Source organism: Vibrio sp. 10N.261.46.A3 (assembly GCF_041472995.1).
Lineage (GTDB): Bacteria > Pseudomonadota > Gammaproteobacteria > Enterobacterales > Vibrionaceae > Vibrio > Vibrio coralliirubri.
The window spans coordinates 1-15,284 of record NZ_JBFRRH010000068.1; the positions used below are offsets into that span (position 1 = coordinate 1).

Sequence of the window (15,284 nt, forward strand, 5' to 3'; positions counted from 1 at the left end):
TCAATGATCACGGGTATAGTCTTAGATTAAGAAAACAAGGTTAAGCATTAAATTGCAACATTTGATTACGAGACCATATCCGAATTAAATCCACTCTATTAGACCTAAGTCGTATGGTGTCGATATAACAATCCGTTTACAGTGACTTCAGATGATTTATTGGCTAGTCCATGTACAAAAAGGGAAGGATCATGGTTGAAGGTACTAACACTCAAATGGCTATCGATTTACTGTGCTGTCACCTAGGGATTACTGAAGAAGAAGCGAAAAAGCAGATTGGAATCCTAACACCGCAAACGGCACAGACAAAAATCACAGAAACTCAGCAAGCTTTAATGGGACTGACGAAAGAACATTAATTCTAAGCTTGTTTATTAAAAGACCGGTTGTTTATCAACTCGAGGTCTAAAGGCTTAAAATAGCAAAAGGGCTGCAATCGCAGCCCTTTTCTTATTTAGTACATAACGTGATAATTAAAGCGCAAGCAAAGGCTGCACATCAATGTACTTACCAATGTTCTTAGACTTCGCTTTTGGTACGTAAGGGATTTCACCTAACTTTGGCGCACCTAGCTTATCTTCAAGCATCGCAATAATATCTGCGTAGTGCTCAGTACCTGGATTGATACGGTTTGCGACCCAACCTACTAGGTTTAGTCCATCAGCACGAATCGCTTCTGCCGTTAGTAGAGCATGGCTCAAACAACCAAGTTTAATACCTACAGTAAGTACTACTGGCAGCTGCTCTTTCTTAACCCAGCTAGACAGATATTCGTCATCTGAAACCGGCACACGCCAACCACCAGCACCTTCAACTAATACGATGTCAGAGTTTTGCTTATGCTCTTCCAGCTTTGCAGATAATACGGCTTCATCAATCACCACACCGTCATGCTTTGCAGCGATGTGAGGCGATGACGGTAACAATAGTGCATACGGGTTTACGTCTTCGTAAGCAATATCTTGCGTCGCCGCTTCTTGAAGATGCAGCGCATCACTATTACGTAAACCTTCAGGGTATTTCTCACACCCTGCAGCAACTGGCTTATAACCAATTGTCGATAAATCTTGTGCGGCCAAAGCTTGAAGAATTGCTTTTGAAACCACAGTTTTTCCCACTTCGGTATCCGTACCTGCAATAAATAATGCATCAATCATAATTGAATAACCCCTAAACAAACTTGATATGTTGCTGGCAAGAAACCTTGATGGTTTTTGAACTCTCGATATTCCCGTTCAACAAGCTGCAACATGCTGCGACTTGTTAAACCCTGTGAGCGACCACTTACGTGATTAGCGCCGATGCCTTTAAGGTCGCGCATCAGTTCAAACGCAGTGTCGTACCAAACGGTGATGGTGGGCAAGTCTAGTTGATGAACCGTACAGCTAGATTGCGCTAACGCAATTTTTACCTGATTGATTGTAATAAAATGGTTAACGTGTTGATGTGCGTCAATTTTGGACCATGACTTTTTCAACTCAAACAGTGACCCATCAAGCAAAGTTGAGAAAATAACACGCCCACCAGCCGCTGTAACACGCTTCATCTCTCTCAAAGGCGACGACAAGTCGTCACACCATTGCAACGCAAGGCTAGAGAAAACGATGTCAAAACACCCATCTTCAAACGGCAATTGTTCAGCATCAGCTTGTTGGTATAAAGAGACAGATGCACCACAACGCTTCTCTGCTGTTGCTAACATTCCAACAGAAAGATCAGCGCAAACCACTTCGGCGCCTCGTTTTACAAGTTGCTCTGAGAAATAGCCAGTACCACAACCTAGATCCAACACCTTAAAGCCTGACAGATCGCTTGGTAATTTATCCAGTAATCGGTGGCCAACATCGCGTTGAAATTCAGCGTGTTTGTCATAGGTTGTTGCTGCTTTACCAAAAGCTTCGGCAATCGCACTCTTATCTTGGCCAACGTAATTATGCACTACTGCTTCTTGTGACATTTACTGAGCCTCTTTATTTGATTCAAAGCTTGGATGGATACCCGGTTCAGTGCTTAAGTCGATGTTTCGTTCAATGGCTTGATGCAACGACCTAGTTAACTGGAGAATCTGTTTTTGGCTATGGTTAGCCGTTAACGTGATTCGTAATCGAGCAGTTCCAGCAGGAACGGTTGGCGGCCTTATTGCGGTCACCCAAACTTGGTTCTGCTTTAACTCTTCAGCGATAGATAATGCTGCCTGAGCTTCACCTATCACAAATGGCTTAATCGGAGTCTGAGTATCCACAAAGCCTTGCAAGCCGCTCATCTGCTCTGCATAAAGAACCCCTAACTCAGTCAGCTTTTCTCGGCGCCATTCTTGAGTTTGAATCATCTTACAGGCATGAGACAAAGCCACCGCTTGTGAGGGTGGCATTGCCGTAGAATAAACATGATGACGAGCAAACTGAGTTAAATAGTCACCGACTTCTGACGAACACAAAACTGCAGCGCCAGACAGGCCAAATGCTTTACCAAAAGTGACGACTAGAATATCAGGCGCTATTTGCGCCGCACTGCAGCTCCCTGCCCCTTTATCACCTAACACGCCAATACCGTGGGCATCATCAACCGCCAACCAACTGTCGTATTGATTTGTCAGGTTAGATATCTGACTGAGAGGCGCTTGGTCGCCGTCCATGCTGAACACACCTTCAGTCACGACTAACGATTGTGGAGACCGACCTAATAACGACTTTAGGTGCTGCGTATCGTTGTGCTTAAAGCGTTTCATGGTTGCAGGAGAAAGCATCCCCGCTTCCATCAAAGAGGCGTGATTAAGCTTGTCTTGCAGCAGAGAGTCGTCTTTTTCGAGCAGAGAAAACAACAAGGCTTGGTTGGCGCTGAAACCAGAACTAAAGAGAATGGCACGTTCAAAGCCCAACCATTCACAGAGTTGAGCTTCTAAATTTCGATGAGCAGGACTAAAACCCGTGACCAATGGCGATGCCGCACTGCCAGCACCATACTGAGAAAGCCCCGCTTGCCACGCCTCTACCAATTCAGGGTCGTTCGCCAAGCCTAGGTAATCATTACTCGAAAAATTAATAAAGCGAGAGCCTTCGCAAGTAAGCAAAGGGCCATTATTGTTTTCGAGTACCTTGAGTTGACGAGTTAGCCCCTGTTCACGGCGTTGAACAAGGGCATCTTTGATACGAGATTTAAACAGTGGCATCGTAGAACATGTCATCTTTCGTTGGACGAGCAGCAACGCGCTCTACCACTTGATCTAACAGTTCGTTTTCTTGAATTTCATCAGGCTTCTGAGCTACTTGTTGGCTGTTGATGCCTAACTTCTTAAACAGCTGCATGTCCGTGTCTTCATCTGGGTTTGGCGTAGTCAGAAGCTTACAGCCGTAGAAGATAGAGTTCGCGCCAGCCATGAAGCACATCGCCTGCATCTGTTCGTTCATATTCTCGCGACCTGCAGATAGACGAACCGCAGACATTGGCATCATGATACGAGCAATCGCAATCAACTTAATGAAGTCAAAAGATTCAACATCATCGACGTTTTCCATCGGTGTGCCTTTCACTTTTACGAGCATATTGATTGGCACACTCTCAGGGTGCACAGGAAGGTTCGCTAGCTCTACCAGCAGACCTGCACGGTCATTGGTACTTTCGCCCATACCAATAATGCCACCAGAACAGATCTTCATACCGGCATCACGTACATGAGATAACGTATCTAAACGATCTTGGTAAGTACGAGTGGTGATGATGCTGCCGTAAAACTCAGGAGACGTATCAAGGTTATGGTTGTAGTAATCCAAACCTGCATCCGCTAGCTCGCCGGCTTGATCTGGGGTTAACATGCCTAGTGTCATACACGTTTCTAGGCCCATGCCTTTCACACCTTTGATCATATCAGTCAGGTGAGGCATATCGCGTTCTTTCGGGTTTTTCCATGCCGCGCCCATACAGAAACGAGTCGAGCCTGCGTTCTTGGCTTTTTGCGCTGCATCTAAAACACGCTCTACTTCCATTAGGCGCTCTTTGTCGACATCCGTTCGGTAGTGAGCACTTTGAGGACAGTACTTACAATCTTCAGGACAAGCACCGGTCTTAATCGACAGAAGCGTACTCACCTGCACGTGGTTGTGCTCTTGGTACTGTCTATGAACCACTTGAGCTTCAAACATTAAATCCATAAACGGTTTTTCAAGCAGCGCTGTTACTTCAGCAACTGTCCAGTCATGACGAACTTCCACGTGTCGATCCTTTTTTATTATTTGATGTTTCATCTCTATCAATAGAGATTGCATTTATGCTTGGCTAGTCTACCGACAAGCTTTAGACTGTCAACACATTGATAATATCAAAAGTTTACATCTGGTTATTTTTTAATCACACCAAGAATGGAAGTTACTATGGATCTCGCCTTTGATCGCCAGCATATCTGGCATCCCTACACATCAACGTTAACACCTCTGACCTGCTATCCAGTCACCAACGCAGACGGTGTTTACCTAGAATTAGAAGGCGGAAAACGAATTATTGATGGTATGTCATCTTGGTGGTCAACCATCCACGGCTACAATCACCCTGAGCTAAATGCTGCAGCTCACAGCCAAATCGATAAGGTTTCACACGTTATGTTTGGTGGCATCACCCACCAACCCGCTATCGATTTATGTAAGAAGCTTTTGAATCTCGCGCCAACTAATCTTGAGCATGTATTTTTGGCCGATTCAGGTTCAGTAGCCGTAGAAGTGAGCCTAAAAATGGCGCTCCAATATTGGCACGCTAAAGGACAACCTCGTTCAAAGTTCCTCACACTAAGAGATGGCTATCACGGTGATACCTTTGCGGCGATGTCAGTGACCGACCCTGACAACTCAATGCACAGCCTCTACAAAGGCTTTTTACCGGAACACATTTTCGCTGATTCTCCAAAAACAGGCTTTTGGGAACAATGGGACGAGAACGACATCAACAGCTTTCGAGAAAAGCTGGCAGCACACCATCAAGAAGTCGCAGCCGTGATCTTAGAGCCAATCGTTCAAGGGGCTGGCGGCATGCGCATCTACCACCCTGAGTTCCTAAAACAGGTTCGCTTACTGTGTGATGAATTCAATGTATTGCTGATCTTGGATGAGATTGCGACCGGATTTGGCCGCACAGGGAAACTGTTCGCTTGTGAGCATGCCGATATTCAACCGGACATCTTATGCGTAGGCAAGGCTTTAACTGGTGGCTACATGACATTGTCAGCGACGCTGGCGAGCAAAGAAGTTGCTGACACGGTATGTGGCGGTGAAGCGGGTTGCTTTATGCACGGGCCAACCTTTATGGGCAACCCATTGGCTTGCGCAGTCGGTGCGGCAAGTTTATCCATCATCGAGCAAGGTCATTGGAAAAATCAGACTCAGCAGATTGAACAGCTTTTCTCTGAGATGCTACCACCGTTGCGAGAGCATGATCTTGTCAAAGACGTTCGCTGGTTGGGCGCGATTGGCGTCGTTGAAACCCACACACCTGTCGATATGGAAACCATCCAAGCGCACTTTGTAGAGCAAGGCGTTTGGATCCGTCCATTTGGTAAGCTAATTTATATGATGCCTCCATTTATCAGCGAACCTGCGCATATCGAGCAACTGGTCTCTGCAATTGATAAAGCTCTACAACAATCAGCTTGCTTCAAGTCAAATTGATATAAATAAAGCCAAATAGAAATTCCGAAAATTTATAAGTATATAATCCGAAACGCCGCCTTTAGAGTGCTAAAGGTGGCTTAGTCACAAGGCAAATAATCAGACAACCAATAAGAACATCTCAAACTGATATTTTATCTATGATTCCACCCTGAATAATCTCACAAATAAATTTAATCCTCTCCATAAAAAGAATTAGCAAAAGAGTGTTACCTATCGGGTCAATAGCCGCTTAAAATACAAGCCATTTTTTGTCGGATATTATGATGATCTTCCTCATTCGATTCATTCTAGAATCCAATCAGCTAATTCAATTCGACTGTACTTAGATAATAAATAGTAACGAAAGCTTGTATCAACTTGGTAGAAACAGAGTTCTCTGTTTTGTCGATCGTGCAAGACAGCAACGCAACCCGTAATAGCTGCGGAATTCACGTCAGTAAATAATTTAAAGTAAACATGAAATTAAACCAACTCAATGCACTTATCGTTGATGACTCATCGATCGTGCTATCAACCATCCGCAATATGTTGATTCATATCGGCTTTTCAGAGCGAATGATTTCAATTGCTAAATCCCCTCGCATCGCTATGACGATAACAAGCGAGACGACGTTTGATGTGATTATCTGTGACTACAACTTTGGTAACACCATCAATGGCAAGCAGCTGTTTGAAGAGCTTAAACAATCGAATAGATTGAAAGACGATGGAATATTTATTCTAGTGACAGGTGAGAATTCCGCTTTATCGATCCGCCCTATTTTAGAGCTTCGACCAGATAATTATTTATTAAAACCATTCAATCGTGAAACCTTAAAGCAACGTATTACAAGCTCTTTAAAAAAGAAGCTGGTTCTACAAAAAATCTATAAGGCCGAACGAGAAAATGACTATGAAGCGGGACTTGAGTTCTGCGAAGAGCTGATCGCCTTTCATTCTGAATATTTTACGACCATCCAGCAATTTCGCGGCAGCTTTTTGTCAAAGCTCAAGCTTTACGAAGAAGCAAAGAACGTATATGAGAAGGCGCTTGATGAAGGCAGTTTTGATTGGGCTCAAGCGGGTCTAGCAAACAGCCTTGCGAATTTGGGTCAGATCAATGAAGCACAACAAATGATCGAAAGCTTGATTGATTCAGCACCCACCAGCACCTTGTATCGAGATCAAGCAGCTCAAGTGAACCTTATCAGTAATAAAGTTCCTGCTGCGATTGCCCATTTTAAATTGGCAAGTGAACTCACACCGGGTAACTCAGAAAGGGAACTGGCAATCGCAAACCTGTGCCTCTCAGTGAATGATACCAAGGCAGCGTTAGCTCACTATCAGAACTATGTGCAGATCAATAGAGATACCTTTCGAGATAACCTCTATATGAAGCTCAACCATATTCGATTTTTGCTCTATTGTGCATCTGGTGAGAGCAACAATAAAGCGACACTCGACCAAGTAAACTATCTAGTTTCGAAGATCCCTACAGACGCAAGAGCAGGTCTTCAAACGGATTTAGCGCTTATCGCAGCACACATAGCAATGGAGTCAAAACAGTACCAAAAAGCGGTGACTATTTTGACTGCACTGCATGACAGAAATAGCTTTAATGCATTCCCGGTCATCTATCATCACACCTGGTTGCTGGGCAGAATGAGTTGTGAGAATGAGTTTAAAGTCGCAGAGAGCCGCTGTGGCATGATGATCATCCAAACGGCGAACGAAACCGTTGTTTCTAGCCAAATGACCATGTGTAGTGAGATGAAACGCCGTAACGCAGAAAAGATGGAATGGCTCAAACAGAGCAACGTCAGCATTAAGCATGCTTCGTCGGACTATAAACAGGTATTGGTCGCTTATTTAGAGATTCACAAGCGATGCCCGATGATCAAAAACGTATGCATGAACATCGTCAAACTGCTCTCTGTTATTTGGCCTGACGCAATGGGTGCGAAACAGGTTTTAACGATTATTCAGAAGTGTGATGGCGTGGTCACTCAACTTTATACGCTTGATGAACTGACCAAAAACAATTATCAAAATTACTATCGAAAGGCGTTGCTAGCTTGTAAGCAAGCAGACGAAGCAACCAAAGCGAGCTTCTCTTTTATGTAGCTTCGCTTTATACAACTGCTACTTAGGTAAGCTCCAGATACAAAAAAGGCTTTGCCATTACAGCAAAGCCTTTTAAATATTTTGGCAAGTCAGGTTAATCTAAATTTGATTAACCTAAATTGGCATTAACCGATGTGCGTTACGCCGCCCATGTATGGTTGAAGTACTGTTGGGATAGCAATACGGCCATCTGCTTCTTGGTTGTTCTCAAGAATAGCAACCATAGTACGACCAACAGCAAGACCGGAACCGTTTAGTGTATGTACAAGTTCAGGTTTCTTCTCGCCTTTACGACGGAAACGAGCTTGCATACGACGCGCTTGGAAATCCCACATGTTTGAACAAGAAGAAATTTCACGGTAAGTCTCTTGTGCTGGAACCCATACTTCTAAGTCGTAAGTTTTCGCAGAACCGAAGCCCATGTCACCTGTACATAGAATCACTTTACGGTAAGGAAGCTCTAGAAGTTGAAGTACTTTCTCAGCGTGACCTGTTAGCTCTTCAAGCGCTGCCATTGAGTCTTCTGGCTTAGTGATTTGTACTAATTCAACTTTGTCGAATTGGTGCATACGGATAAGACCACGAGTGTCACGACCGTAAGAACCCGCTTCAGAACGGAAACATGGCGTGTGAGCTGTCATCTTAAGTGGCAGTTCAGCTTCATCAGTAATCGTGTCACGAACCATGTTCGTTACCGGTACTTCCGCAGTAGGGATAAGCGATAGAGTCTTAAGAGGTACGTCACTTACTTGCTCAGTTAGCGGGCTTGTGTGGAACAAGTCTTCGCCGAACTTAGGAAGTTGACCAGTACCGTAAAGGCTATCATGGTTCACTAGGTACGGTACGTACATTTCTGTGTAGCCGTGCTCATCAGTGTGAAGGTCCAGCATGAACTGAGCAATAGCACGGTGTAGGCGTGCAAATTTGCCTTTCATCACGATGAAACGAGAACCCGAGATTTTAACTGCGCTAGCAAAATCAAGACCGCCAGACATTTCGCCAAGGTCTACGTGATCTTTCACTTCAAAGTCGTAAGTCTTAGGTTGACCCCAACGAGAAACTTCTACGTTATCGTCTTCATCTTTACCATCTGGCACTTCTGCATCAGGTAGGTTAGGAATAGACATTGTGATCGTTTCTAGCTCAGATTGAAGGTCAGCCAATGCTACTTTAGCTTGGTCTAGTTCTGCGCCTAAGTTGCCTACTTCTGCAAGGATACGCTCAGCTTCTTCATGGTCGCCTTTTGCTTTCGCTTGACCAATGGACTTCGATCGAGAGTTACGTAACGCTTGTAGCTCTTCAGTTTTCATCTGAAGGGACTTACGTTTTTCTTCAAGTTCACGAATTGTCTCTACATCAAGGGTGAAGCCTCGACGTGCTAATTTTGCCGCTGTTTCATCCAGCTCAGCTCGAAGTAATTTAGAATCCAGCATTGCTAATCCTATGCTTTAGTTATTTGAATATTCAGTAGTTTGCTACTGAATCACTGCTAAACCCCTAAAACTGGTGCTATTTCGACCAATTTATAACGATTTAATTGAAATTTTATGACTAGGTAACGATATCCAAAAAAGACTACTTTTCATAGCGTTTTTGTGGGCTTTTTGCGTCCAAATCCGCCAGATAATCTAGCTTCTCGCCAATTTTGGTCTCTAAGCCTCGTTTTGTTGGGAAATAGTATTGCTTCTCTCCCATTTCAGGAGGTAGATACTTTTCACCAGCGGCGTAGGCTCCTGGTTCGTCATGAGCATAACGGTATTCTTGCCCGTAGCCCATGTCCTTCATCAAAGTTGTAGGTGCATTTCGTAAATGATGAGGGACTTCATATTCAGGAAGGTTGTGCGCGTCCGTTAGAGCTTGCTTCCACGCGGTGTAAACGGCATTACTCTTTGGTGCACATGCGAGATAGACTACCGCCTGCGCAATCGCACGCTCGCCTTCGGCAGGACCAATTCGAGTGAAGCAGTCCCAAGCCGACATCGCCACCTGCATGGCACGAGGGTCAGCGTTGCCAATATCTTCAGAAGCAATCGCTAGCAAACGTCTTACGATATACAAAGGGTCGCAACCCGCCGCAATCATTCGCGCCGACCAATACAAGGCCGCATCAGGGTTTGAGCCACGAATTGACTTGTGAACCGCAGATATTAGGTCGTACCAAATATCGCCCTTGTTATCGAAACGAGCGACTTTCTCACCAGCCACTTCAGCCAACAACTGCAAAGTTATCGCTTTCTCGCCTCTATCGTTATCTTCTGCCATGTCATACAGCAGTTCAAGATAGTTAAGCGACATACGTGCGTCACCGTTAACCAGTTCTGCAAGGCGATCTAAAACATTATCAGCAAAATCGGCAGGTACATCACCTAACCCGCGCTGCTTGTCCTCAATCGCTTGGCGAATAACGAGAGAAATATCATCTGTATTCAGGGACGTCAGTTTGTAGACACGCGCACGTGACAACAAAGCGTTGTTCAATTCAAAAGAAGGGTTTTCTGTCGTCGCACCAATAAAGGTCACGGTGCCATCTTCGATATGAGGCAGAAAAGCATCTTGCTGACTTTTGTTAAAGCGATGGACTTCGTCCACAAACAGGATCGTTCTACGTCCTGCTTGCTTGTTCTCACGCGCTTTTTCAATCGCAATACGGATGTCTTTTACGCCCGAGGTTACCGCCGATACGCGTTCCACTTCAGCATTGGCATAGTTTGCTGCTACTTCGGCTAACGTCGTTTTACCGGTGCCCGGAGGCCCCCACAAAATCATCGAGTGGATATGGCCCGCTTCCAATGCTCTGCGAAGTGGTTTACCTGGGCCTAATATATGCTGCTGACCGATGTACTGTTCGACAGTTTCCGGTCTCATACGAGCAGCAAGGGGACGAAAATCTTCGTCCCCCGCAAAATCTAAGCTGTAATTACTCAATTGCAATCTCTTGATTCGTTGATGGCATTGATGCCTATCGACGTACTACCAAACGATCTGCTTGTTTAGATCAGTTTCTTTGGTCGTCGACCTCGACACCTTCCGGTGCCACAAAAGTAAAGCGGTCTGCTGCAGGTTTACCCAAGTCAACATTGCTAAAGGTAAACTCACCTTTTTGACCGTCTTGTTCAATCACATTAAAGCCCTGAACAATGCCCTTTTCGGTGATATTAATCTGGAAGTCGCCCTGATTAGAATCGACAGCAGTTGGCGTTAGCGTAAATTGGTTACCCGTTTGCGCCACATTATAGTTATCCCAATCACTTTCTTGGTTACGTGTAAGCAGGACAAAAGGTGTTTGTGATGTCGCTTGCTCTTGCCAGTAAATGCTCACTTGCTCAATGAACGGGCTGTAGTACCACAAGCTTTGGCCGTCAGATACCAACAAGTTTTCATCAGGAAACGTGGTCTCCCAGCGGAACAAGCTTGGGCGTGCAATCTCTACCGTGCCCTCACCTTCCATAACAACATCACCATCAGGGCTGATCACGACTTGTTTAAAGTCAGCGCTGAAGCCTGCGTTTAATGCCAAACGGCTACTCAACTCTTCTTTCGGAGAAGCAAACACTGAGAAGCTCATAAATAAAAGTGCGAATACTTTTTTCATCAATAATCCTGTTAGAACATAAGTCGGTCATATTTTCGATTTGACCGACTGAATAGTTATGAGTTCCTACCGGAACTAATCTTTTGGTGGCGCTGGTGCTAAGACTTCTCGGTTACCGTTATGACCTGGAGCACTTACGATACCTTGAGCTTCAAGTTGCTCAACAATTCTTGCTGCACGGTTGTAACCAATCTTGAATCGACGTTGTACGCCTGAAACTGAGCCACGACGCGAATGAACAACGTGTTCTACCACTTGATCAAATAGAGGATCAACCTCTTCATCACCTTCCATCTTCTCACCCGGAAGCAAGGTTTCTGGGGTTTGTTCGCCGTTGGTGATCTCATCAATATAGTTTGGCTTACCACGCGCTTTCCAGTTATTCACAACTGCGTGTACATCATCATCAGATGCAAAGGCACCGTGAACACGAGTTGTATGGCTAGAACCCGGCGGCAAGTAAAGCATATCACCCATGCCCAATAGTGATTCCGCACCACCTTGGTCAAGGATAGTTCGTGAATCCGTTTTGGTTGATACCGTAAAGGCAACACGGGTTGGAATGTTCGCTTTAATAAGACCGGTAATAACATCCACTGATGGACGTTGTGTCGCGAGGATCAAGTGAACACCCGCCGCACGTGCTTTTTGTGCCAAACGTGCAATCAGTTCTTCAACCTTCTTACCGACCACCATGATTAGGTCAGCAAATTCATCAACGATAACCACAATGTAAGGCAGCTTCTCAAGTAATGGTGCTTCAGGGTCCATGCTGTCGCCCGGCTTCCACAGTGGATCGTGAATTGGGTGACCCGCTTCCGCTGCCATTTTAAGCTTATCGTTGTAACCTTTAATATTACGAACGCCTAACGCTGACATCAGCTTATAACGACGTTCCATCTCGCCAACACACCAACGAAGGGCATTTGACGCATCTTTCATGTCAGTTACCACTTCAGACAATAGATGAGGGATGCCTTCATAAACCGATAGCTCAAGCATTTTCGGGTCGATCATGATGAAGCGAACATCTTCCGGTGATGCTTTATAAAGCATACTCAGAATCATTACGTTCACACCTACCGACTTACCAGAACCGGTTGTACCTGCAACCAGAACGTGAGGCATTTTCGATAGATCAGCAATAACGGCTTCACCAGCGATGTCTTGTCCTAGAACCACTGTTGTTGGCGATTTTGCTTCTTGGAACTGAGGGCTAGCAACCACATCTGAGAAGAATACCGTTTGGCGACTCATGTTCGGCAGTTCTAAGCCAACATAAGGTTTACCCGGAATCACTTCTACGACACGTACTGCCAATGCAGAGAGCGAACGCGCTAAGTCCATAGAAAGGCCAGAAATACGACTTACTTTCACGCCCGGAGCCAGATCGAGTTCGAATCGAGTGATTACTGGGCCAGGGAAAATGTCGACAACGTCTGCTTTGATCTTGTAATCCGCTAGCTTAGATTCAACAAGACGAGCAATTGCCTCTAGTGCATCACGGTCAATAAAGGTTTCACGCTTTTCAGGGTGGAATAACAATTCAAGCGTGGGTAATGGCTCAGCAGGCTTCGGTAAATTAACATCTTGTTGAACCAAGAACGGATTCTGCGTCGCTGCCATATTCGCTTGGGCTTCAGAAACAATGCTTTGGAATGCGGCGACATCTTGATCTTGATGCGCAGATTCTTCTTCCGTTACTTCTTCCCAAGGAAGATCAACAGCTGGCTCTTGGCTTTGTGCTGTTGGCTGTTCAGGCTCTGAATGTTCTTCTTGGTAAGAGAAAGGTTCAAACTGTTCTTCGGTTAATGCTGCGCCAACTAACTCAGCTTCAGTCTGCTCAGACTCAAAATCTGAACCCTGTTGGTAGCTTTGCTCTTCCGTCACATCAAACGGTGAAGGTTGTGCAGAGAAATCGTCTTCCACTGTTGCTTCTGGCTCGCCCATAGGTGAAGCGTATAAAGATTCAGGTTGAACATCTTCAGCACCGAATTCGCCATTTACTTGTGGTGAGCTATCTAATTCTAGTTCAGCACTTTCAAGGTCAGCATGAGCTGGGCTAACTTCTGGTTGTTCGTTCTGCATGTATTGTTGGTAAGCAACCTGAGAATCATGCCCGTCGAGCTGTTCTTGTTCTGCTAGGTCATCTTCATACATGGCCGCATTTTCTAGCTGCTCTATCGTTGCATTCAACTGTTTAGAGCGCTCAATGCCTTCTTCTAACGGTTCTTCTGGCGCTTGGTAAACAGGCGCAGCAGGGATCGGTTGCTCTGATTCAATTACCGCTTGAGGCTGAACCTGAGGTTCTTCATGAACAGGAGCTTCTTGTTTTGAAGGAGCATCGACAGGCATATGAATATTGTAATGACGCTTCGGCGATGCAGCATTGTCTCGCGCATTTGTCGCCACGTCTGACGAATCATTGGTCGCAGAAAAACTCATCGCAGGATCTAGCGGGTCATGCTCTGTTGATTCTTTGTTGTCTTCTATAGCAGGAACATCGCGGTAAGTTGGCGCTTGATGCTGCTGATGACGTTCTTCGATTAAATCGCGGTCTGCTGATTCTCTTAATTGAGGCTCAAGCAGCTCTTGGTCTTGGCCACGAGCCTTATTGACAGCAGACGTGAAGAATTTGATGGCACATTCACCCAACCATTCCACAATGCTTAGCCAAGAGATACCGGTTAATAGAGTGAAGCCAGCACCCCATAAGAAAAGAAGAACCAGCGTACTACCAAGAACATTCAACGTTGGAAGTGCAAGGCTTGTTAAAACGTCACCTACCACGCCACCGGATGAAAAGTACCAGATGTCGTCAAAGTTGATATCCGCTAAACCACAACTCGTAAGAATTAGGATAGTCAAGCCAAGTAAGCGAGTGCCCCACAGCATGAAGTCGATCTGCTCGTCTTCATTACGTTTTCGGAATAATACCCACGCTGCAACCGTCACTAAGATAGGCAAAGGGTAAGCCAAAGAACCAAATACGAAGAAAAGCGTATCCGCCAACCAAGCACCTAGGTAGCCACCTGCATTTTGAATGTCACCACCCCACGCCGTTTGCGACCATGATGGGTCTGCAGGACTAAAAGTTAATAACGCAACGGCAAGTAGAATAGAGAAGAGAACACCGAGAATCAGACTGCACTCTTTGAGACGTTGAGAACCACTCAAACGAGGAGACTGAGGCTCTTCACTCGTTTTAATGATTGTTTCTACTTTATTACTGCTCTGCTTGAACATAAACCAACTTAATAATTAAACGGGATAAAAACATCTCGAGCGGCCAAAGCCGCTCGTTTCAATGAAACTACTGTTGATTTAACCATATCAAACAGAAAAACCCAATTCCAGAAAGCAAGAAAGCGGAACAAATGTCCGCTTTCTTTCATTTCACCAATTGTGACTAACGAGTTTTAATCACAAGTTGATTGGTTTGTTTCACTTCTTCCATTACTACGTAAGTTCGAGTGTCGTTTACGCCCGGTAGACGAAGTAACGTATCACCCAGTAGCTTACGGTAAGCACCCATATCAGATACACGTGTTTTTAGAAGATAGTCAAAATCACCCGACACTAAATGACACTCTTGGATGTCATCCAGTTTCTGCACAGCGGTGTTGAATTGTTCGAACACATCTGGCGCACCACGGTTCAACGTAATTTCAACAAACACTAAAAGTGAAGCATCAAGGTACTGTGGGTTCAGCAACGCTGTGTACCCAGTAATGTAACCTTGACGTTCTAAACGACGAACACGTTCAAGACATGGAGTGGGAGAAAGTCCTACTCGTTTTGAGAGTTCAACGTTTGAGATACGACCGTCTTTTTGCAACTCATTAAGAATGTTGCGGTCAATACGATCTAGTTCCTTGGACGGCTTCTTATAATTGTCTGCCATTTTTTATTCCACCTTATTACTTCCTTGCAAA

12 protein-coding genes are annotated in these 15,284 nt (G+C 45.0%); 3 read left to right on the forward strand and 9 right to left on the reverse strand.

What is annotated here, in order from left to right; genetic code table 11:
* Positions 1-191: 191 nt before the first annotated feature.
* A complete protein-coding gene (locus tag AB4484_RS16340) occupies positions 192-359 on the forward strand; it encodes a hypothetical protein (RefSeq protein ID WP_017078977.1) in 168 nt (55 codons plus the stop codon).
* Positions 360-473: 114 nt separating this feature from the next.
* Here the strand turns inward: AB4484_RS16340 and bioD are convergent, their stop codons facing one another.
* From bioD to bioB, 4 genes are read right to left on the reverse strand one after another with little or no spacing between them, the layout of a single operon-like run.
* Positions 474-1,157 carry a dethiobiotin synthase gene (bioD, locus tag AB4484_RS16345; RefSeq protein ID WP_048617718.1) on the reverse strand — a complete coding sequence of 228 codons (684 nt, stop codon included), beginning with the start codon at positions 1,155-1,157 and terminating at the stop codon, positions 474-476.
* Entirely contained in the window at positions 1,154-1,957 is an 804-nt protein-coding gene (gene bioC, locus AB4484_RS16350; protein WP_372079283.1) for a malonyl-ACP O-methyltransferase BioC, read from the reverse strand. Before bioC ends, bioD begins: the two co-directional genes overlap by 4 nt.
* Entirely contained in the window at positions 1,958-3,169 is a 1,212-nt protein-coding gene (bioF, locus tag AB4484_RS16355; RefSeq protein ID WP_372079286.1) for an 8-amino-7-oxononanoate synthase, read from the reverse strand.
* Entirely contained in the window at positions 3,156-4,208 is a 1,053-nt protein-coding gene (gene bioB, locus AB4484_RS16360; RefSeq protein ID WP_016792500.1) for a biotin synthase BioB, read from the reverse strand. The genes bioF and bioB overlap by 14 nt, the downstream gene beginning before the upstream one ends.
* Positions 4,209-4,367: 159 nt before the next feature.
* Here bioB and bioA point away from each other — a divergent pair, with 159 nt between their 5' ends.
* Together bioA and AB4484_RS16370 are read left to right on the forward strand one after the other, a co-directional pair.
* Positions 4,368-5,651, forward strand: a complete 1,284-nt coding sequence (gene bioA / locus AB4484_RS16365) for an adenosylmethionine--8-amino-7-oxononanoate transaminase (RefSeq protein WP_372079288.1) — start codon at positions 4,368-4,370, stop codon at positions 5,649-5,651.
* A gap of 459 nt (positions 5,652-6,110) precedes the next feature.
* Positions 6,111-7,757, forward strand: a complete 1,647-nt coding sequence (locus tag AB4484_RS16370) for a response regulator (RefSeq protein WP_372079291.1) — start codon at positions 6,111-6,113, stop codon at positions 7,755-7,757.
* A gap of 125 nt (positions 7,758-7,882) precedes the next feature.
* On the opposite strand, the gene serS is transcribed toward AB4484_RS16370, so the two are convergent.
* From serS to lrp, 5 genes are all read right to left on the reverse strand, one after another.
* Positions 7,883-9,190 (reverse strand): serine--tRNA ligase, encoded by a 1,308-nt coding sequence (serS, locus tag AB4484_RS16375; protein WP_017107656.1) that lies wholly within the window; start codon positions 9,188-9,190, stop codon positions 7,883-7,885.
* A 142-nt stretch (positions 9,191-9,332) separates the two neighbouring features.
* A complete protein-coding gene (locus tag AB4484_RS16380) occupies positions 9,333-10,688 on the reverse strand; it encodes a replication-associated recombination protein A (RefSeq protein WP_231625735.1) in 1,356 nt (451 codons plus the stop codon).
* A gap of 64 nt (positions 10,689-10,752) precedes the next feature.
* Positions 10,753-11,349: an outer membrane lipoprotein chaperone LolA gene (lolA, locus tag AB4484_RS16385; protein WP_372079295.1), complete on the reverse strand. Its 597-nt coding sequence runs from the start codon at positions 11,347-11,349 to the stop codon at positions 10,753-10,755.
* Between the two features lie 75 nt (positions 11,350-11,424).
* Positions 11,425-14,595, reverse strand: a complete 3,171-nt coding sequence (locus AB4484_RS16390) for a DNA translocase FtsK 4TM domain-containing protein (RefSeq protein WP_372079298.1) — start codon at positions 14,593-14,595, stop codon at positions 11,425-11,427.
* Between the two features lie 163 nt (positions 14,596-14,758).
* Positions 14,759-15,253, reverse strand: coding sequence for a leucine-responsive transcriptional regulator Lrp (gene lrp, locus AB4484_RS16395; protein ID WP_004734558.1), 495 nt, complete (start codon positions 15,251-15,253; stop codon positions 14,759-14,761).
* Positions 15,254-15,284: the final 31 nt, after the last annotated feature.

Excerpts from the sequence above, each read along its gene's own strand:
- AB4484_RS16340 (WP_017078977.1), top strand. The coding sequence starts at position 192 with ATGGTTGAAGGTACTAACACTCAAATGGCTATCGATTTACTGTGCTGT.
- bioD (WP_048617718.1), bottom strand. The coding sequence starts at position 1,157 with ATGATTGATGCATTATTTATTGCAGGTACGGATACCGAAGTGGGAAAA.
- bioC (WP_372079283.1), bottom strand. The coding sequence starts at position 1,957 with ATGTCACAAGAAGCAGTAGTGCATAATTACGTTGGCCAAGATAAGAGT.
- bioF (WP_372079286.1), bottom strand. The coding sequence starts at position 3,169 with ATGCCACTGTTTAAATCTCGTATCAAAGATGCCCTTGTTCAACGCCGT.
- bioA (WP_372079288.1), top strand. The coding sequence starts at position 4,368 with ATGGATCTCGCCTTTGATCGCCAGCATATCTGGCATCCCTACACATCA.
- AB4484_RS16370 (WP_372079291.1), top strand. The coding sequence starts at position 6,111 with ATGAAATTAAACCAACTCAATGCACTTATCGTTGATGACTCATCGATC.
- serS (WP_017107656.1), bottom strand. The coding sequence starts at position 9,190 with ATGCTGGATTCTAAATTACTTCGAGCTGAGCTGGATGAAACAGCGGCA.
- lolA (WP_372079295.1), bottom strand. The coding sequence starts at position 11,349 with ATGAAAAAAGTATTCGCACTTTTATTTATGAGCTTCTCAGTGTTTGCT.
- AB4484_RS16390 (WP_372079298.1), bottom strand. The coding sequence starts at position 14,595 with ATGTTCAAGCAGAGCAGTAATAAAGTAGAAACAATCATTAAAACGAGT.
- lrp (WP_004734558.1), bottom strand. The coding sequence starts at position 15,253 with ATGGCAGACAATTATAAGAAGCCGTCCAAGGAACTAGATCGTATTGAC.